Source organism: Corynebacterium sp. CCM 9204 (assembly GCF_041357695.1).
Taxonomy (GTDB): Bacteria; Actinomycetota; Actinomycetes; order Mycobacteriales; family Mycobacteriaceae; genus Corynebacterium.
The window spans coordinates 168058-185269 of sequence record NZ_JAUERX010000001.1 but is presented as its reverse complement, the minus strand read 5'-3'; the positions used below and the strand labels follow the sequence as shown (position 1 = coordinate 185269).

18 protein-coding genes are annotated in these 17212 nt (G+C 63.4%); 14 read left to right on the top strand and 4 right to left on the bottom strand.

The window, feature by feature from the left end:
• Nucleotides 1-4: 4 nt before the first annotated feature.
• The gene (dmpG, locus tag QWU43_RS00810) at nucleotides 5-1015 is read left to right on the top strand and encodes a 4-hydroxy-2-oxovalerate aldolase (RefSeq protein WP_370916898.1); all 1011 of its coding nucleotides are present in this window, start codon (nucleotides 5-7) and stop codon (nucleotides 1013-1015) included.
• 140 nt (nucleotides 1016-1155) lie between these two features.
• Here dmpG and QWU43_RS00805 read toward each other — a convergent pair whose 3' ends face one another.
• Nucleotides 1156-1953 (bottom strand): IclR family transcriptional regulator, encoded by a 798-nt coding sequence (locus QWU43_RS00805; protein WP_370916897.1) that lies wholly within the window; start codon nucleotides 1951-1953, stop codon nucleotides 1156-1158.
• A gap of 602 nt (nucleotides 1954-2555) precedes the next feature.
• Here QWU43_RS00805 and QWU43_RS00800 point away from each other — a divergent pair.
• Genes QWU43_RS00800 through QWU43_RS00765 form a run of 8 tightly spaced genes read left to right on the top strand, consistent with a single transcriptional unit; the run spans nucleotide 2556 to nucleotide 9247 of the window.
• Entirely contained in the window at nucleotides 2556-3881 is a 1326-nt protein-coding gene (locus QWU43_RS00800) for an aromatic ring-hydroxylating dioxygenase subunit alpha (RefSeq protein ID WP_370916896.1), read from the top strand.
• A gap of 33 nt (nucleotides 3882-3914) precedes the next feature.
• Nucleotides 3915-4268 (top strand): non-heme iron oxygenase ferredoxin subunit, encoded by a 354-nt coding sequence (locus QWU43_RS00795; RefSeq protein WP_370916895.1) that lies wholly within the window; start codon nucleotides 3915-3917, stop codon nucleotides 4266-4268.
• Complete coding sequence (locus tag QWU43_RS00790; protein WP_370916894.1) at nucleotides 4261-5493, top strand: NAD(P)/FAD-dependent oxidoreductase; 1233 nt, start codon at nucleotides 4261-4263, stop codon at nucleotides 5491-5493. The genes QWU43_RS00795 and QWU43_RS00790 overlap by 8 nt, the downstream gene beginning before the upstream one ends.
• 28 nt (nucleotides 5494-5521) lie before the next feature.
• Nucleotides 5522-6082, top strand: a complete 561-nt coding sequence (locus tag QWU43_RS00785) for a 3-phenylpropionate/cinnamic acid dioxygenase subunit beta (RefSeq protein WP_370916893.1) — start codon at nucleotides 5522-5524, stop codon at nucleotides 6080-6082.
• 12 nt (nucleotides 6083-6094) lie between these two features.
• Nucleotides 6095-6919, top strand: a complete 825-nt coding sequence (locus tag QWU43_RS00780; protein ID WP_370916892.1) for an SDR family NAD(P)-dependent oxidoreductase — start codon at nucleotides 6095-6097, stop codon at nucleotides 6917-6919.
• Nucleotides 6919-8520: an AMP-binding protein gene (locus QWU43_RS00775; RefSeq protein ID WP_370916891.1), complete on the top strand. Its 1602-nt coding sequence runs from the start codon at nucleotides 6919-6921 to the stop codon at nucleotides 8518-8520. The genes QWU43_RS00780 and QWU43_RS00775 overlap by 1 nt, the downstream gene beginning before the upstream one ends.
• The gene (locus QWU43_RS00770) at nucleotides 8517-8837 is read left to right on the top strand and encodes a hypothetical protein (protein WP_370916890.1); all 321 of its coding nucleotides are present in this window, start codon (nucleotides 8517-8519) and stop codon (nucleotides 8835-8837) included. The genes QWU43_RS00775 and QWU43_RS00770 overlap by 4 nt, the downstream gene beginning before the upstream one ends.
• On the top strand, nucleotides 8834-9247 hold the full coding sequence (locus QWU43_RS00765) for a PaaI family thioesterase (RefSeq protein ID WP_370916889.1): 414 nt from the start codon (nucleotides 8834-8836) through the stop codon (nucleotides 9245-9247). The genes QWU43_RS00770 and QWU43_RS00765 overlap by 4 nt, the downstream gene beginning before the upstream one ends.
• 17 nt (nucleotides 9248-9264) lie before the next feature.
• Here the strand turns inward: QWU43_RS00765 and QWU43_RS00760 are convergent, their stop codons facing one another.
• From QWU43_RS00760 to QWU43_RS00750, 3 genes are all read right to left on the bottom strand, one after another.
• Nucleotides 9265-10596 (bottom strand): MFS transporter, encoded by a 1332-nt coding sequence (locus tag QWU43_RS00760; protein WP_370916888.1) that lies wholly within the window; start codon nucleotides 10594-10596, stop codon nucleotides 9265-9267.
• 45 nt (nucleotides 10597-10641) lie between these two features.
• Nucleotides 10642-11955 carry an AMP-binding protein gene (locus tag QWU43_RS00755; RefSeq protein ID WP_198736958.1) on the bottom strand — a complete coding sequence of 438 codons (1314 nt, stop codon included), beginning with the start codon at nucleotides 11953-11955 and terminating at the stop codon, nucleotides 10642-10644.
• A gap of 396 nt (nucleotides 11956-12351) precedes the next feature.
• Complete coding sequence (locus tag QWU43_RS00750) at nucleotides 12352-12969, bottom strand: TetR/AcrR family transcriptional regulator (RefSeq protein WP_198736957.1); 618 nt, start codon at nucleotides 12967-12969, stop codon at nucleotides 12352-12354.
• Between the two features lie 387 nt (nucleotides 12970-13356).
• Here QWU43_RS00750 and paaA point away from each other — a divergent pair, with 387 nt between their 5' ends.
• Genes paaA through paaE form a run of 5 tightly spaced genes read left to right on the top strand, consistent with a single transcriptional unit; the run spans nucleotide 13357 to nucleotide 17210 of the window.
• Entirely contained in the window at nucleotides 13357-14316 is a 960-nt protein-coding gene (paaA, locus tag QWU43_RS00745; RefSeq protein WP_370917189.1) for a 1,2-phenylacetyl-CoA epoxidase subunit PaaA, read from the top strand.
• 60 nt (nucleotides 14317-14376) lie between these two features.
• The gene (gene paaB / locus QWU43_RS00740; RefSeq protein ID WP_198736955.1) at nucleotides 14377-14667 is read left to right on the top strand and encodes a 1,2-phenylacetyl-CoA epoxidase subunit PaaB; all 291 of its coding nucleotides are present in this window, start codon (nucleotides 14377-14379) and stop codon (nucleotides 14665-14667) included.
• Nucleotides 14664-15491: a 1,2-phenylacetyl-CoA epoxidase subunit PaaC gene (paaC, locus tag QWU43_RS00735; protein WP_370916887.1), complete on the top strand. Its 828-nt coding sequence runs from the start codon at nucleotides 14664-14666 to the stop codon at nucleotides 15489-15491. Before paaB ends, paaC begins: the two co-directional genes overlap by 4 nt.
• A gap of 5 nt (nucleotides 15492-15496) precedes the next feature.
• Complete coding sequence (paaD, locus tag QWU43_RS00730) at nucleotides 15497-16030, top strand: 1,2-phenylacetyl-CoA epoxidase subunit PaaD (RefSeq protein WP_370916886.1); 534 nt, start codon at nucleotides 15497-15499, stop codon at nucleotides 16028-16030.
• A gap of 1 nt (nucleotide 16031) precedes the next feature.
• Entirely contained in the window at nucleotides 16032-17210 is a 1179-nt protein-coding gene (gene paaE, locus QWU43_RS00725; protein WP_198736953.1) for a 1,2-phenylacetyl-CoA epoxidase subunit PaaE, read from the top strand.
• Nucleotides 17211-17212: the final 2 nt, after the last annotated feature.

Sequence of the window (17212 nt, the reverse complement as noted above, 5' to 3'; positions counted from 1 at the left end):
CGACATGACCAGAATAAGACTGAACGACACGACCCTCCGCGACGGCTCACATTCCGTCCGCCACCAGTACACGCCAGAACAGGTGCGCGCGGTGGTGCGGGCGTTGGATGACGCGAACATCGAGATGATCGAGGTCACCCACGGCGACGGCCTCGGTGGATCGTCCTTCAACTACGGGTTCTCCCACACCAGCGACCTCGATCTCGTCGAGGTCGCGGTGAACGAGGCCCGCCACGCAAAGATCGCTGTCCTCCTGCTCCCCGGACTCGGGACGGTGGCGGACCTGAAGGAGGCCCATGCGCGCGGTGCCGGAATGGTCCGTATCGCCACGCATTGCACCGAGGCGGACATCTCCATCCGGCATTTCCAGGCCGCCCGGGAACTCGGTCTCGAGACGGGTGGCTTCCTCATGCTCTCCCACCGGCTCAGTCCAGCGGAACTCGCTGCACAAGCCAGAATCATGGTCAACGCTGGATGCCAGTGCGTCTATGTCGTCGATTCCGCGGGAGCGCTGATCATGGATCAGGCCGAAGATCGTGTGAAGGCGCTCGTCGATGAGATCGGTGACGAAGCCCAGGTCGGCTTCCACGGACACCAGAACATGTCCTTCGGGGTCGCGAACTCCGTGCTCGCGGTTCGCGCCGGGGCACGCCAGATCGACGGCTCACTCGCCGGGCTGGGCGCAGGTGCCGGCAACTCCCCCACCGAGGTCGTCGCCACGTCCTTCACGGTCCTCGGGATCGAGACCGGCGTGGACGTGGCGAAAATCCAAGCTGCGGCCGAGGACGTCCTTAAGCCGATGGTCCCGCGCTTACCCGCTATCGACCGCAGCTCCATCGTACAGGGCCAGATGGGTGTCTACAGTTCCTTCCTGCTGCACGCCGAGCGGGCGAGTGAACGGTATGGTGTCCCGACAGCCGACATCCTGCGCGAAGTTGGTCGCCGGGGTTATGTCGGCGGCCAGGAGGACATGATCATTGATGTGGCAGTGCATCTGAGCGACGCCGCAGCGTGACCGTAGAGCCAGAAACCGGGGTGTGCCCAGCCCGGCGAACGGGCTGGGCACACCCCGGTTTTCTTGTGCGGTCGCGTTGAGATCCTGCTGCGGCGCCTATCCCGCCGGGCGGCTCCGGTTATGCCCAGGGGAGAGCGGAATCAGGCAGAGGACGCCACCTGCTCCTGTTGCATCTGGTGGAAGAGAACGGCCTTTCCCGCTGCGGCACAGATCCGTTTCAGGGCCGGGATGTGAGCTCCGGGATCAAACTGACTGGCGGGGCCGGAAACCGACATGGCGGCCACCGGCAGGTTGTAGCGGCCGTAGATCGGCGCAGCAACACAACTCAGCCCAACGAGTATCTCCTGTCGGTCGAATGCTACTCCATCGCGGCGGACCTGCCTCAGTTCCTCGCGGAACGCATCTGGGTCTGTGATCGTATAGGGGGTCCACCGGTGCAGTCCGCCCTTGATGGCGGCTTCAATCCGCATCTCGTCCCAGGCCATCAGAGCCTTTCCTACTCCCGTGCAATAGGCCGGCGCCCTGCCTCCGATCCGCGATGGTGAGGTGACGCGCCGCGCGGAGAAGAGCTTGTTGACGTAGACCACCTCGTTCCCTTGGAGGAACGCGAGATGAACGGTCTGACGGGTCTCCTCGAAAAGTCCGGCGAGGAAGGGCGTAAGCACCTCACTGATGAACTCTGTATGCCGTGAACCACGTTCGCTCGTCAGCTCGTAGCAGAGTGGCCCCAGTCGGTAGACCTCCCCAGCCCGTTCCACGGCACCGTTGGCCACCAGTGTGCTCAGCAGACGGTGTGCCGTGGACTTTGGCAGGTCGGCCCGGCGCGCCAGTTCGCTCACCCCGACGCCGAGTGAATCGTTGTCACTGAAACTCCGGAGCAGGCTGAATGCCTTGTCGACCGCACTACGGGGGTCGGACTGGGGGCTGGTGGGCGTCATCGGTTCTTCTCCTGGTGAAACGTCGTCCTGGCAGTCGTGGCGACTCGATGCCATCCATTGTGCTCACCGTCACACAACTACGGCGGGCGCCGTTCCACGATGTGGCACACCGGCGGGGGTACCGCACAAACCTCCACCTCCTCCACAAAAAAGGTGACGACGTGAGATAAGACTATCGCGAACAGCGTATGCCTGAGATGCACGCCGACCCAGCAGGGGGAGGCTCCGTGAGCGCAGGACGACATGGAACTCCAGTGCACTGCGAAGGTAGTACAGCAAAACAATCGCAAATCGGGGGCACCCGTAACAGACAATCGGAAGGCTGGAGATGACCGATGGAAACCCATTCTGACTAGGCACTTCCCCTGCCCGAAAAAGTCCTGTCACTGAAAGTCCCGAGGACACCGCCCCACCCGAATGTCGGGACCGTTCCACCCAACGGAACAAGACCTGCCCCCAGCTAACTGTGTCGGCAAGCTGTAGACACATTCAGATGTGAGTCATATAACACCCGCCCCGCCGGACCCGATCACTACCCGACTCATCCCGCAGTCCAGATCGATTCCGGCTCCCTGAACAGACGAGGAGATGAGACCTTCACCGTGTCTGCATCCACCAGCCCACTCCCCCGCGGAACCCTGTCCCGCCCCACCGGTCTCGACCAACCACTCGACGTCTCGGGGATGGTTGACCCCGACGGTGGTCTGATCGACCGTCGGATCTTCGCTGATCAGCAGGTCTATCAGCAGGAGATGCGCCGAATCTTCGCACGAAGCTGGTTGTTCATCGCCCACGAGGATCAGCTCCAGAAACCCGGTGACTTCTTCCAGACGTACATGGGTGAGGACCCCGTCATCGCGACCATGAATAAGAAACGCGAGTACCGGGTCCTGCTCAACAACTGCCGCCATCGCGGCGCCCGCGTCTGCCGTGCGGACTACGGCAAAACCAAAAACTTCACCTGCACCTACCACGGCTGGGCCTACGACCTGGACGGCAACCTGTCCAACGTTCCCGCCCAGGACTCCTACCCGGATACCTTCAACCCCGCCGACTGGGGCCTGGTCACCGCTCCTCGTGTGGAGAGCTACAAGGGCCTGATTTTCGCGAACTGGGACGCGGACGCGGAACCACTCGCCGATGCCCTCGGCGATATGAAGTGGTACATCGACGCGTTCATGGACCGCGACCCGGAGGGCACCTGTGTCGTCGGTGGGGTGACGAAGTGGGTGCTCGAAGGCAACTGGAAACTCGCCGCCGAGCAGTTCGCCACCGACTGGTACCACGTCAACATGTCCCACGCCTCCGCACTGATGGTCATGTCCCCCACCGGTAAGGGGCCGAAGAAGGAGATCGCCCAGCGGTCCGGCAAGCAGTACACCGACGACCACGGGAACGGCGCCGGGTTCCCCGTGCACCCGAGGAACCGGTTCGACGCCCAGCCAGTCCACGAGTACTACGACTACGACTTCCTCAGGGAGCGTCTCACACCGGAACAGGTCACCGGACCACTCACCAACGGGCACGCGACGGTGTTCCCGAACTTCTCCTACCTCCCGGTCAACGGCTCCATCCGCGTGTGGCACCCCAAGGGACCAAATCGGATGGAGGTCTGGTCCTGGACGGTCTTGGACAAGTCGATGCCCGAGGACGTCCGCCGGGCACAGCGGCTCTACAACCTCCGCACCTTCGGTCCCTCCGGCATCTTCGAGCAGGACGACGGGGAGAACTGGTCCGAATGCCAGGCCAATGCCCACGCCTTCATGGTCGGAAACACGGCCCTGAACTACCAGATGGGCATCGGCACCGAACAGGAGAACCCGGGATACCCGGGCACGACCTCCGAGCTGTACTCCGATGCCGCCGGCCGGGGACTCTACCGCCGCTGGCGCGAACTGATGTCCACCCCAGCCTGGCACGAAGCGTGATCCGAGCAGCCCCTCATTCTGAAAGGTCCGAACATGTCTGAACCCATCAGAGTCGGCACAGTCGACGACATCGATCAGGAAGAAGCCCTGGTCATCGATCCGGAAACGTCCGGTCATCCCGTCGGTATCGCCGTCTTCCACACCGATGAAGACGAGTTCTATGCGCTCGACGACATCTGCACGCACGCCGACGCTTCCCTCGCCGACGGCTGGATCGAAGGCCGTGAGGTCGAGTGCCCCATGCACGCCGGGAAGTTCTGCCTGAAGTCCGGCAAGGTCCTCTCGATGCCCGCCGTCGAAGACACCAACACGCACAAGGTGGAGATCCGGGATGACGAAATCTGGCTCTACCCGGGCGTCCCCGCAGAGGAGAACGACGATGAGTGACTCCCAAGCACGGAACCCCGAATCCGTGACCGTGATCGGCGGCGGCATCGGCGGGTTCACCGTCTCCAGTGAACTCCGCAACCATGGCTACACCGGCCCGGTCGTCATCATCGATCCCGAGGGACACCCCTATGACCGACCGCCGCTCTCCAAGGAAATGCTCACCGGAGAGAAGAACGCCGAACAGCTGCTCCTCGCGGCACGCAGCTGGTACGGGGACAATGACATCGAGCTGCTCCGCGACTCGGTCGTCCGCATCGATCCGGAGGCCCGGACCCTGGTGCTGGAAAATTCCGGGGAACGCCCCTTCCACGATCTCGTCATCGCAACCGGCGGCATCCCCCGGCAACTCCCCATCCCCGGTTTCGACAATCCCGATCTCCTGGTCCTCCGCAGTTTGGACGACGCCCGGAAACTGCGCCAGAACCTGAAGCGCGGAACACACCTGGCGATCATCGGCGCGGGCCTGATCGGTGCCGAGGTCGCATCCTCCGCGATCAGCCTGGGGGCCACCGTCACCCTCATCGATCCGGCGCCGGTCGCCCTCGTCCCCGCCGTCGGTGCGGAGATCGCACACCGCCTGCACGACCTGCACGCCGTCAACGATGTCGCCTACGTGCAGGGTATGACAACGGGTATCCACGAGAACCACGGCACCTTCACTATCGACGTCGACGGGCATGACAGCATCGAAGCTGACTGCGTCCTGCTCGCGGTGGGCATCGTCGCCGAAGAGCGCCTCGCGCAATCCGCCGAACTCGACTGCGACGGCGGCATCCTGGTCGACTCCGCGCAGCGAACCACGGCAGACGGAATCTGGGCCGTGGGCGACTGCGCCCGACTGCGCACCGCGGACGGCCACTTGGAGCGCAGGCACGAGCATTGGGAATCCGCGGTGTTCGAAGCGCAGACCGCCGCCGCGTCGATTCTCGGCCGCCCGCTGCCGGAGCACGGTGCGAGCTGGTTCTGGACCGACCGCTACGGGGTTCACGTCGAATGCGTCGGCTCGATGACGGCCGAGGGAAACACCATCATCCGACCCGCCGGTGACGGCAATCCCGACATTGTCTTCCGACTGAACCCGGACGGGACCATGGCCGGTTGCGCCGCCTACGACAACGGCATGGCCGTCCGCGCGGCCCGACGGATCATCGACCGCGGCATCGTCGCGGACCCGGAGAAACTCGCTGATCCGGGAATCAACATCAAGAAACTCGCCCGGTGACCGACCGGACGCGGAGAAGGAGAACACCATGACCGACTACCTGCGGCGCGAAGACATCACCGTCGGCGAGCGCGTGGACCACGCCCTCTACTACGAACTCGTCAACTTCTACAACGACGAGGCCGACCTCCTCGACGAGGGGCGGTACGTCGACTGGCTCGAACACTTCGCACCCGACCTCTACTATTGGGCCCCCACCCGGACGAACCGGCTCCGCCGCCAACAGGCACTCGCGATCGCCGGGCCAGACGAGGCAGCATTCTACGACGAGACCCACGATTCCCTGGCCTGGCGCATCCGCCGCTTCGACTCCGGAATGGCCTGGGCAGAGGACCCGCCGTCCCGAACCCGGCACCTCATCACCAACCTGAGTGCCCGACACGCGAGCGGCGAAGACGAACCCGACATCATCGAGGTCCGAACGAACTTCCTCGTGTGGCGGACCCGACTCGAACGCGAACGCGACATCTTCGTCGGCACGCGCACGGATCTCCTCCGTCGGACCGACGAGGGCTTCCGGATCTTCGACCGCCGGATCCTCCTCGACATCAACGTGCTGCCGAGCAAGAACATCTCCACGTTCTTCTAGAGAGGAGACACCATGACACCCGGCAGAACGACACTGATCACCGGCGCCGGCTCCGGACTGGGGGCGGCCCTGGCCGCGCGCTTCGCACGGGAGGGCTCCAACGTCGCGGTCCTCGACATCGACCTGGACAGGGCTCGGGCCGTCGCCGCGGACATCGAATCCAACGGCGGATCCGCGCTCCCCCTCGCCGCCGATGTCCGGACACCGAAGGACCTGCACGCCGCGGTCGATGAGACCATCGGTACCTTCGGGCGCCTCGACACAGTCATCCCCAACGCAGGGATCTGGGACTATCAGCGCTCCCTCACCCGCCTGGACGGCGAGGAACTCTCAGCCATGTTCGACGAGATCTTCGCCGTCAACGTCAAGGGCTATCTTCTCACCGTCGAAGCAACCTGGCGGGAACTCGTCAAGACCCGCGGCTCAATCGTGATGACCCTGTCCAACGCGTCCTTCTACGCCGACGGCGGCGGTCCGGTTTACACGGCCAGCAAGTTCGCCGACCGAGGACTCATGCTCGAGTTCGCCCACGAACTGGCGCCCAAGGTCCGCGTCAACGGTGTCGCCGTCGGCGGAATGCAGACCGATCTCCGCGGCCCCAAGGCGATCGGTCTCGACTCCCGGAGCTTCTCCGACACCATCGGACGCCGCTCCGGCACCTCAAACCCCTACATCCCGCTCCACGACATCTCCACGGATCCTACGGGATTCACCGGCCCCTACGTCCTGCTCGCGTCACCCACCGACGCCGGTGCAGTCACGGGCGCCATCATCAACGCCGACGGCGGAATCGCCGCCCGAGGCTTCAGAAACTCAGCAGGAGGCGATGACCTGTGATGATCACGGGAGTCCACCACAGTTCCGAGAAACTCGACGTCAACCCCTGTTCCCAGATCCTCCGCCACGCCCTCTACCAGCCCGAAGAGGTGGCGGTCGTCTACGAGGACGAGTCCACCAGCTACGCGGACCTGGTCGCGGAGACCCGCGTCTGGGCCGCCCACCTCGATGAAGCCGGTGTCAGGCAGGGCGACCGCGTGGCGTTCCTGGGAATGAACTCGAAGTCCTTCGTCCTGACGATGCTGGCCAGCTGGTGGCTCGGTGCCACCTTCATGCCCTTCAACTTCCGGCTCTCCGCACCGGAGGTCACCCAGCTGCTGCTGCAGGGCACCCCGCACACCATCGTCGTGGAGGGCAGCCACCTCGACATGGCCAGGCACATCTACGGAATCGACAGGCACCACGTGCTCGTCATCGACGATGACCCGCACGCGGCGGCCGACGGCGACATACCGATCTACTGGAAGCGAACGTCCTGCGCGCTGCCGGATCTCGACACGACAATGGTCACCCGCCCACGCCCGATGACGATGGCGGACCTGGCGCTACTGCTATTCACCTCCGGCACGACGGGGCTCCCCAAGGGCGCCCAGCTCACCTTCGGCAACCTCTGGTGGAATGCCATCAACGTCGACACGATGGTCGACTCGCGCCCGGGTGACACCACGCTCGCGACCGCACCGTTGTTCCACGTCGGGGCATTGAACTCCTTCGCGATCCGGGCTCTCGTCCGCGGAAACAGACTGCTCATCCACCGCCACTTCGACCCCGCCCGGGTACTGCGGGATATCGACCACTACCAGGTCGGGTCGGCGTTCCTCGTCCCCGCACAACTCGACGCGATGTACTCCCACCCAGACTTCGCGAACTCCGAATTGAAGACGCTCCGAGCCACGATCTGCGCGGGCGCACCCGTACCCCCGGTCCTCATCCGTCGATACCTGGCCAAGGGCGTCAACGTGCAGCAGGCCTGGGGATTGACCGAGACCGCCCCGTTCGCCACCTATCTCCCGCCCCGGATGACCGAGCAGAAGGCAGGCTCCTGCGGGATCCCGATGCCTTATACAGAGATCAAACTGGTCAACCCCGACACCGGCGAAGAAGTGAAGAACGCCGGTGAGACCGGTGAACTGTGGGTCCGGGGTCCGAACGTCGCCACCGGATACTGGAACAACCCCGAAGCCACCGAGAAGGCCTACACCGCGGGCTGGTTCCACTCCGGTGATCTCGGGAGCAAAGATGAAGACGGATACTACTACATCATCGACCGACTCAAGGACCTCATCATCACCGGTGGCGAGAACGTCTACTCGGCGGAGGTGGAGCGCGTCCTCGCCGAAATTGACGGTGTCCGCGGAAGCGCCGTCGTCGGACAACCCGACCCGAAGTGGGGTGAGATCGTGGTCGCGGTCATCGAATCGGAATCGGGCCATGAGTTCTCGCTCGAGGAGGTGCGTGACCACTGCGGGCATCACCTCGCCCGGTACAAACTCCCGAAGCGAGTGATCATGGTCGATCAAATCACACGCAACTCCGCCGGAAAGGTCGACAAGATCGCCATCCGGCAGATCGTCCGCGATTCGAAGGAGCAGGAGCAGTGAGCGCGGTCCACATCTCCCGGTCTCCACTCCGCCACACTTACCCCTACGGTAGCGACGACATGGAGCTGCCGTTCGGGACGGTCGAGTCGATGCGCACGGGTGTGGGCGAGGTTTTCGCCGCGCACCCGGAGTGTCGGCGGATAGTCATCGCAGTGCCGGAAGGAGACCTCATGGCCATCTCCGAGTGCGAGGCAGCGGGTCTCCGCTACGTCGTCGACGTCGAGACCCGAGAAGGCGCCGACGTATCCCTCATGGTCGCCGAGCCTGACTGGCTCACCCGACAGTCCACCGACATCTCTGAACTGGATCTGAAATGAACTTCACCGAACAATGGGAACGTTTCTACGCAAAAGTAGACGACGTCGCTGTTACGCTCAAGCTGTACCCGGTGTCCGGCGACAAGGAACACGTCACCGTGGGCATGCCGCTACACAAGGCGATCACCCAACCCGCCGGGATGTTCTCCGCACCGGCACTCTTCGGGCTCGCTGACATCACCGGAACATGGCTCGCGATGCAGCAGGTCGAGCCGGGGGTGTTCCCGCTGGCTGTCTCCTCCTCGGTAAACGTGGTGTCGAACACGCGGGAGGGGGACGCCGTGGCAACCGCCGAGATCGTCCGCGCCGGTCGTACCGTGATCGTCACGGACACCACGGTACGTTCCTCCGTTGACGATTCCGTCCTCGCGAAGGTGGTGACCACTTACACGGTTCCGCGAGGTAGGTAATTTGGAAATCGTTAACCTCAGTGCAGGTCGCACTTCTCCACCTTGGGGTTGACCATCCGGACGCCCCACAGGGAGAACAGCGAGATGGTGATGAGGTAGACGCCGATGGACAAGGACGTCCCGGTCTCGTTCAGCAAGAGCTGCGCGATCATCGGGGCGAATGCACCTCCGATGATGGATCCCGCCGCGTATCCGATGGAGATGCCCGAGAGCCGGACTTTCGCAGGGAACATCTCGGCGTAGAGCGCGGCCTGTGGTCCGTAGGTGGCGCCGAGAAGCTGCCCGAGGATCACCACCGCGAGTCCGAAAAAGAACACGTTGGCGGTGTCGATCATGATCCACATGGGGATGGCGAACAGTGCCATGATGATGTAGCCCCAGGTGAACACGTTCCGTCTACCGAGCCGGTCGGAGAGAGCACCCCAGAGGATGGTGCCGACGGTCCAGGATACGGCTCCGGCCAGGGATATAAATAGAACCGTTGACCGGGGCATTCCCAGTATTTTCGCCCCGTAGGAGCTGAAGAAGGCGATCGCCAGGTAACCGGCTGCGTTGTCTGCGGCGAAGATCATGGCGCAGAGGATCACCGGTTTCTTGTGCCCGGAGAAGAGAACCTTCAGGGGCGCCGAGGATTCCTTCTGAAGTTTCTCCAGCTCGGCGAAGACCGGGGATTCCTCGCACATTTTCCGGATCAGGTAGCCGATGATGATCATGACCACCGATGAGAGGAACGGGATGCGCCAGCCCCAGGACTCAAACTGCTGGGGTGTGGTGATCGTGGTGAGCACGAGCATGAACAGGGTCGCGAGGATCATGCCGCACGGCACACCTACTTGTGGAAAGGAACCGAAGTAGCCGCGTCGGTGGACGGGGGCGTGTTCGACAGCAAGGAGTGCGGCACCGCCCCACTCACCACCTGCGGAGAAGCCCTGGAGGAGTCGGAGGCCGATGAGGATAAGGGGGGCGGCCATGCCGATCTGTTCGTAGGTGGGCAGGAAACCGATGGCGACGGTAGCACCCCCCATTCCCAGCAGGGTGAGGGTGAGCACGAATTTCCGGCCTTTCCGGTCCCCGAGGTGTCCGGCGACAACGGCGCCGAGGGGACGGACGAGGAAGGACAGGCCGAGGGATGCCCAGGAGACGATTTGTGCCAGGGCCGGTGAGTTGTTGCCTGCGGGGTTGAAGAACTGGGAGGCGAAGATCAGGCCTGCGGCTTGCGCGTAGATGAAGAAGTCGAACCATTCGACGGTCGTTCCGACCATCGAACCGGCAAGAACCTTCTTGTGTTCTTTTGTCAGTGGACCGGAGAAGGAGTTCTTGGGTTGCCCGGTCGTGATATTGGTCGTCATGGTGACCTTCCTGGCGGGTGAGAGGGATGGTGTCCCGGTGGGCGATCAGTCTTTGGGCCGGTTATCGACGAGGCGCTTGGCTTTTCCTTCACCACAGTCGACGTGGTCGTGGATCTCGACGATGACGCTGATGCCGATTCGATTCTTGATCTGGCGGACGAGGTGATTTCTGGACTGTTCCCTTTCCTCGCTGGTTCGGTCCGGTGCGGATTCCACGAGCAGGCGCAGTGCGTCCATTCGTCCCTTGCGCTCAAGAACACACTGGTAGCGGGGGCGCAGGTTCGTGTCCTCGGTAATGAGCTCCTCGAATTGGCTGGGGAAACAGTTGACTCCGCGGAGGATGATCATGTCGTCGTTGCGGGCGGAGATGCGTTGCAGGCGGCGCATGGAGCGTGCGGTTCCGGGCAGCAGGCGGGTGAGGTCGTGGGTGCGGTAGCGCACGACCGGGAATGCCTCCTTCGTTAGCGGGGTGATGATGAGCTCGCCGAATTGTCCGTCGGGGACCGGCTGGAGGGTTTCGGGGTCCACGATCTCCGGGTAGAAGTGGTCTTCCCAGAGGGTCAAGCCGTCCTTTGTCTCCACGCATTCCTGGGCGACGCCGGGACCCATGATCTCGGAGAGTCCGTAAATGTCGGTGGCGTCGATGCCCAGTCCGTCCTGGAGCTCACGGCGCATGCCCTCACTCCAGGGTTCCGCGCCGAAGATTCCGTGGGTGAGAGAGGTGGTTGCCGGGTCGATGCCCTCTTTCCGCATCTGGTCGAGCACGTTGAGCATGTATGACGGGGTGGCCATGATGGCATCCGGCTTGAAGTCCTGGATGATCTGGATCTGGCGTTCCGTCATGCCGCCGGAGGTGGGGATGGCGGTGGCTCCGAGCTTCTCGACGCCGTAGTGCGCGCCGAGTCCACCGGTGAAAAGGCCGTAGCCGAAGGCGACCTGGACCTTGTCGCCGGGGCGGACGCCACCTGCACGCAGTGAGCGGGCGACGAGATCGGCCCAGGTCTCGATGTCTCGGCGGGTGTAACCGACGACGGTGGGTAGCCCGGTGGTGCCGGAGGATGCATGGACGCGAACCAATTGGTTGCGGCCCACGGCAAACATACCGAAGGGATATTCGGCGCGGAGGTCGTTTTTGTCGGTGAACGGGAAGAGCGCGAGATCGGCCAGCTCGCGGAAATCGTCCGGGTGAACGCCCTTCTTGTCGAAAGCACGACGGTAGTGCGGGACGTTGTAGTAGGCGTGCCGCAGGGTGTTCTTGGCGCGGGCGGTCTGTAGCGCGGTGATCTCGTCGCGGGAGGCGAATTCAATGCCGGTTTCCGGGCCGTGGATCGTGGATGTGATGTCGTACAGGGAGGTCACAGTCGATTCTCTTCTCTGGGTGGGGGCCTGCGACACGGATTTCGGTCGTAGACCGTCAGATGGAATCCCTCGCTGCACCGACGGGGAGTGCCGTGGCGGTGGGGCGCGCGGGGAGATTGGCGGGTGTCCGGGGTTCAGCGGCGAGAGCAGCGAACCCCCATTTACCGACCACTTGGTCAGTTTGTGTGATCCACGATACATAGAGAGGGTGATACGGACCACTCTTTTTCCAGAAATTCCCGAATCAACCACAAAACCACCCCCGAACAGCAATCCTAAAGATCGCCAAAAATGGCCAGACAAATGCGAATACTCTGCACTTCACACGTGTCCCGACCACCCCCACACACAGCAGATGAGCGAACCCCTCAACCGCAGGACCCGACGGAAAAGGAATCAGGAGCGCGGAACGAGTCCGCCGAAAGCCATCTTCCCGATCAGTTCCGCCAACTCTTCCGGAGATAGATCACCATTGGGGCGATACCACTCCACCAGGGAGTTGACCATGCCGAAGAGTAGGCGCCCGACCGTCGGCGGATCGACATCTGCACGAAGGTCCCCGTCCGCCTGCGCACCGGAAACCAGGTCAACGACGGTTCGCGTGTAGGCGCGTCGTCGATCCATTGCACGGAGCTCCACATCGGAGTTACCCCGGAGCCGGAGAAGCAGAGTCACGGAGGGCGCCTCCGCACAAAGCGCAAGGGTGGTGCCACGAACCAGGAGGCGCAGCCGTTCCATATCAGTCCCATCGAACTCCGTAACCTCGTCGATAACCCCACCGAGCGCCCCCAACGCGTGATCGAGAGCCTCTCCGAGCAGTTCTTCCTTGGACGAGACATGGTGATAGAGCGCAGACTTCGTCACCCCGAGACGATCCGCGAGCGCCCCCATCGACGTCGCTTCATAACCTGCAGCATTGAATGCATCGACTGCCGCGCGCAGTATGTCCTCCCGCGAATACCCGGGACGCCCCCGACCACCGCCCGATTCCAGCACAGCCCGACCCCGTCGCATCTCATCCGCCTTCCGGTACCACCACCGATACATTCCACCCCAGGTCAGAGTATTGGATGCCGGTGGCAACCGCCACCAGCCAAGACCGGTGGAAACCATCCCAACACCGGACACCATCCCCTTTCGCAGGCGAGGGTGACAGGGGTGAGTCGCAGATCACAAAAGCCATTGACACACATCACACTCGTTCATATACTGACCGAACGATCAGTTTTTCAGACATGCAATCGTCGGGCACCGGCCTCCAGCCGCCAGACCGCCCCGCACCAGCGGCGAACGCCGCACCGTCACCCGCAGCATCTCGAACACGCCCGGACACTCTGCGGGACTCCGAAGGAGAACACCGTGACATTCCCCGCCACCCCCCGAACCAGCACCACAAACCCCGTGACCAACAACGAGGGCCAGCAGCATTTCGACCGGATCATCACCGAGGATTCCCGCATCGAACCCACCGACTGGATGCCGGACGGTTACCGCCGCACACTCACCCGACAGATCTCCCAGCACGCCCACTCGGAGATCATCGGCATGCAACCCGAGGCGAACTGGATCACCCGCGCCCCCTCCCTCAAGCGGAAGGCCATCCTCATGGCCAAGGTCCAGGATGAAGCCGGACACGGTCTCTACCTCTATTCCGCTGCGGAAACCCTGGGCACTGGCCGTGACGAACTCGTCGAACAGCTACTCACCGGGCGTGCCAAGTACTCGTCGATCTTCAACTACCCGGCGCGGACCTGGGCCGACATCGGGGCCATCGGCTGGCTCGTCGACGGCGCAGCGATCTGCAACCAGGTTCCTCTCTGCCGCTGCTCCTACGGCCCCTATGCTCGGGCAATGATCCGGGTCTGCAAGGAGGAGTCCTTCCACCAGCGCCAGGGCTGGGAGATCCTCTACTCCCTGTCCCACGGCACCGAGGCGCAGAAACAGATGGCGCAGGAGGCGATCAACCGCTTCTACGGACCTGCACTGCAAATGTTTGGGCCTCCGGACGATGATTCCCCCAACTCGCGGCAGTCGATGGCATGGAACATCAAGCGTTTCTCCAACGATGAGCTGCGCCAGCGGTTCGTCGACATGATCGTCCCGCAGGCCGAAGCACTCGGGCTTCACTTCGAGGATCCCGATCTCAGGTGGAACGAGGAGCGAGGTCACTACGACTTCGGTGAGCTCGACTGGTCCGAGTTCAAGGCCACCATAAAAGGCTCCGGTCCGTGCAATGTCCAGCGCCTCCAGAGGCGTCGGCAGGCGTTCGAGGAGGGCGCGTGGGTCCGCGAAGCCGCCGCCGCTTACGCCGAGAAAACCGCCGCAACAAGCCCGACGGAACGTGGCCTTCGCGTCGCCTGAGTCCGACCCACCACCTCGTATCTGATTCCCCCTCACCAGCCCAGACGAAAGAGGAACACCATGCCCGATTCCACCACCTGGCCCCTCTGGGAAGTCTTCGTCCGTTCTTCCCGTGGGCTCTCCCATGTCCACGCGGGTTCCCTCCATGCACCCGATGCAACGATGGCGCTACGCAACGCCCGGGACCTTTACACCCGACGCAACGAAGGCTCAAGCGTGTGGGTGGTCCCGTCCGATGCGATCACCGCCTCCGACCCGGACGCCAAGGGCGGCTTCTTCCAGTCCGCGCAGGGCAAGAACTACCGGCACGCCACCTATTACACGCGGAGCGAAGGGGTGAAGCACCTGTGAGTACACCGAACACTGACACCGCAACGCATCACTGGATGGGTGATGCCATCACAGCCGAGGACATCCAGGCCTCGGGTGCGATCGCTTCCGATCCCGTCGCCCGTTACGCGCTGATGCTCGGGGATGACTCCTTGATCCTCGCCCAGCGTCTGGGATGGTGGGTTTCCCGCGCTCCGGAGATGGAGGAGGATATCGCCCTCACGAACATCGCCCTTGATCTACTCGGCCACGCTCGATTCCTGCTCTCCTACGCCGGCACCGCGTGGGGCAAGACGGAAGACGATCTCGCGTACTTCCGTTCCGAGGAGGAATTCCGTTCCTGCCGACTCGTGGAACAGGAGAACGGGGACTTCGCCCACACCATCGCCAGGCAGTTGCTCTTCTCCTACTACGCCTACGGTCTCTACACCCGTTTGCAGGATTCCACGGATGAGACGCTGTCGGCCATCGCAGAGAAGGCCATCAAGGAGGTCGAGTATCACGTCGACCATTCCAGCCAGTGGCTCCTGCGGCTCGGTCACGGTACCGAGGAATCGCATCGCCGGATGCAGACCGGGTTGAACTACATGTGGCCCTACCTCGATGAACTCTTCGAAGATCTGCCCGTGCACGCGGAACTCAAAGGAATCGCCATCCCCCCGTCAACGTTGCGGGAGGAGTTCGATGGACGGATCGCCCACATCGTCGCCGAGGCTGGCCTGGAGATCCCCGATTATCCGCAGGCCCGGTCCGGCCAGCGCACCGGGCGGTTCTCCGAACACCGTGGCTTCATCCTCGCAGAGATGCAGTGGTTGGCTCGTCAGCATCCGGGCGCGACCTGGTGATTACCGTGTCCGCAACGAACACGAACACCGTCCATCCGCTCCGACCGGAGGACCCGGCCGCTGCGCTGCTGTGGGACACGGCATCGACTGTCCCGGACCCGGAGATCCCCGTGGTCTCCATCGCTGACCTCGGGATTCTGCGTGACGCGCGTTTCGACGGCGAGATCCCCGTCATCGTGATCACCCCGACGTACTCGGGGTGCCCCGCGATGGGCACGATCACCGCGGACGTCACCGCCGCGATCACCGGGGCCGGTTATCCCCGTCCCCGTATCGAGACCGTTCTCCGGCCCGCCTGGTCCACCGACTGGATCACCGAACTGGGGAAACAACAGATGCGTGAATACGGTATCGCGCCTCCCATAGCTCGGGAACGAAGCACCGGCCCCATCCCCATCACCCTCACCCCGGCGGTACGGTGCCCGCTCTGCGGCTCAATGAACACCACAGAATCCAGCCGTTTCGGCTCCACCTCCTGCAAGGCGCTCTACTCCTGCCGGGAGTGCCACGAGCCGTTCGATTACTTTAAGGGGCACTGACTTGTCCACCACCACAACCGGAACCCGACGGAAAACCTCCTTCAACCCCCTCGAAGTCACCCGTGTCCGGCGCTTGACCGAGGACTCCGTCGAGGTCACGTTCACTGTTCCCGAGCACCTCGCCGACGACTACAACTACATGCCTGGACAGTATGTGGCGCTACGGGCCGACATCGACGGGCGGGAGGTGCGTCGCTCCTATTCCATCTGTGACATCCCCCGTCGCGGAGTGATCCGCGTGGCGGTGAAGAAGACTCCGGGCGGCGTGTTCTCCACCTGGGCAAATGAGATCCTGGAGCCGGGGTTCACCATCGATGTGATGAATCCCCAGGGGGCGTTCACCTCCAAGGTGCACACCACCTCGATGAATGATCCGGAAGGGATCGCGGAACGCGCACGGGACACGGAGCGCACGACCGCGACCGCAACCCACCTCGTCGCCGTCGCGGCGGGCTCCGGCATCACCCCGATCATGGCGATCGCGCAGACCGTCCTCGCCGCGACCGATAACGCCACCTTCGAACTCGTCTACGCCAACAAGGGGTCTGGCGACGTGATGTTCGCCGAGGAACTCGGCGATCTCAAAGACCGCTACCCCACCCGTTTCGCCGTGCACCACGTTCTCTCCCGGGAGAGCCGCGTGAATCCACTGTTCTCCGGGCGTATCGACGCCGAAAAGCTGCAGTTGCTGCTGGGCCGGGTTTTGCAGCCGGAGCACGTCGACGAGTGGTTCCTCTGCGGACCCTTCGAACTGGTGCAGCTCTGCCGGGACACACTCACGGACACGGGTGTCGACGCCGAGAAGGTCCGTTTCGAATTATTCACCACCGGGCAGTCCACCTCCGGTCCGCAGCCGGGCCAGACCGGCCGCGCCGTCGAGGCCGATCCGGAGGGCGACAACTATGCCATCGAGTTCCGCCTGGATGGGCTGAGCGGCACCGTCGAATCGCCGAAATCCGCCCGGGAGACGATCCTCAACGCCGCGCTGCGCAAACGTCCCGATGTGCCCTTCGCCTGCGCCGGCGGAGTCTGCGGGACCTGCCGCGCGAAGGTCGTCGCGGGTGAGTACGAGATGGACGAGAATTTTGCCCTCGAACCCGATGAGGTCGAACGCGGCTACGTACTGACCTGCCAGACCCGCCCCACCACGGATTCCATCACCGTCGACTACGACGCCTGACC

What these genes read in the sequence shown, in the direction of transcription:
- dmpG (WP_370916898.1), top strand. Translation starts at nt 5, where the DNA reads ATGACCAGAATAAGACTGAACGACACGACCCTCCGCGACGGCTCACAT.
- QWU43_RS00805 (WP_370916897.1), bottom strand. Translation starts at nt 1,953, where the DNA reads ATGACGCCCACCAGCCCCCAGTCCGACCCCCGTAGTGCGGTCGACAAG.
- QWU43_RS00795 (WP_370916895.1), top strand. Translation starts at nt 3,915, where the DNA reads ATGTCTGAACCCATCAGAGTCGGCACAGTCGACGACATCGATCAGGAA.
- QWU43_RS00790 (WP_370916894.1), top strand. Translation starts at nt 4,261, where the DNA reads ATGAGTGACTCCCAAGCACGGAACCCCGAATCCGTGACCGTGATCGGC.
- QWU43_RS00785 (WP_370916893.1), top strand. Translation starts at nt 5,522, where the DNA reads ATGACCGACTACCTGCGGCGCGAAGACATCACCGTCGGCGAGCGCGTG.
- QWU43_RS00780 (WP_370916892.1), top strand. Translation starts at nt 6,095, where the DNA reads ATGACACCCGGCAGAACGACACTGATCACCGGCGCCGGCTCCGGACTG.
- QWU43_RS00775 (WP_370916891.1), top strand. Translation starts at nt 6,919, where the DNA reads ATGATCACGGGAGTCCACCACAGTTCCGAGAAACTCGACGTCAACCCC.
- QWU43_RS00765 (WP_370916889.1), top strand. Translation starts at nt 8,834, where the DNA reads ATGAACTTCACCGAACAATGGGAACGTTTCTACGCAAAAGTAGACGAC.
- QWU43_RS00760 (WP_370916888.1), bottom strand. Translation starts at nt 10,596, where the DNA reads ATGACGACCAATATCACGACCGGGCAACCCAAGAACTCCTTCTCCGGT.
- QWU43_RS00750 (WP_198736957.1), bottom strand. Translation starts at nt 12,969, where the DNA reads ATGCGACGGGGTCGGGCTGTGCTGGAATCGGGCGGTGGTCGGGGGCGT.
- paaB (WP_198736955.1), top strand. Translation starts at nt 14,377, where the DNA reads ATGCCCGATTCCACCACCTGGCCCCTCTGGGAAGTCTTCGTCCGTTCT.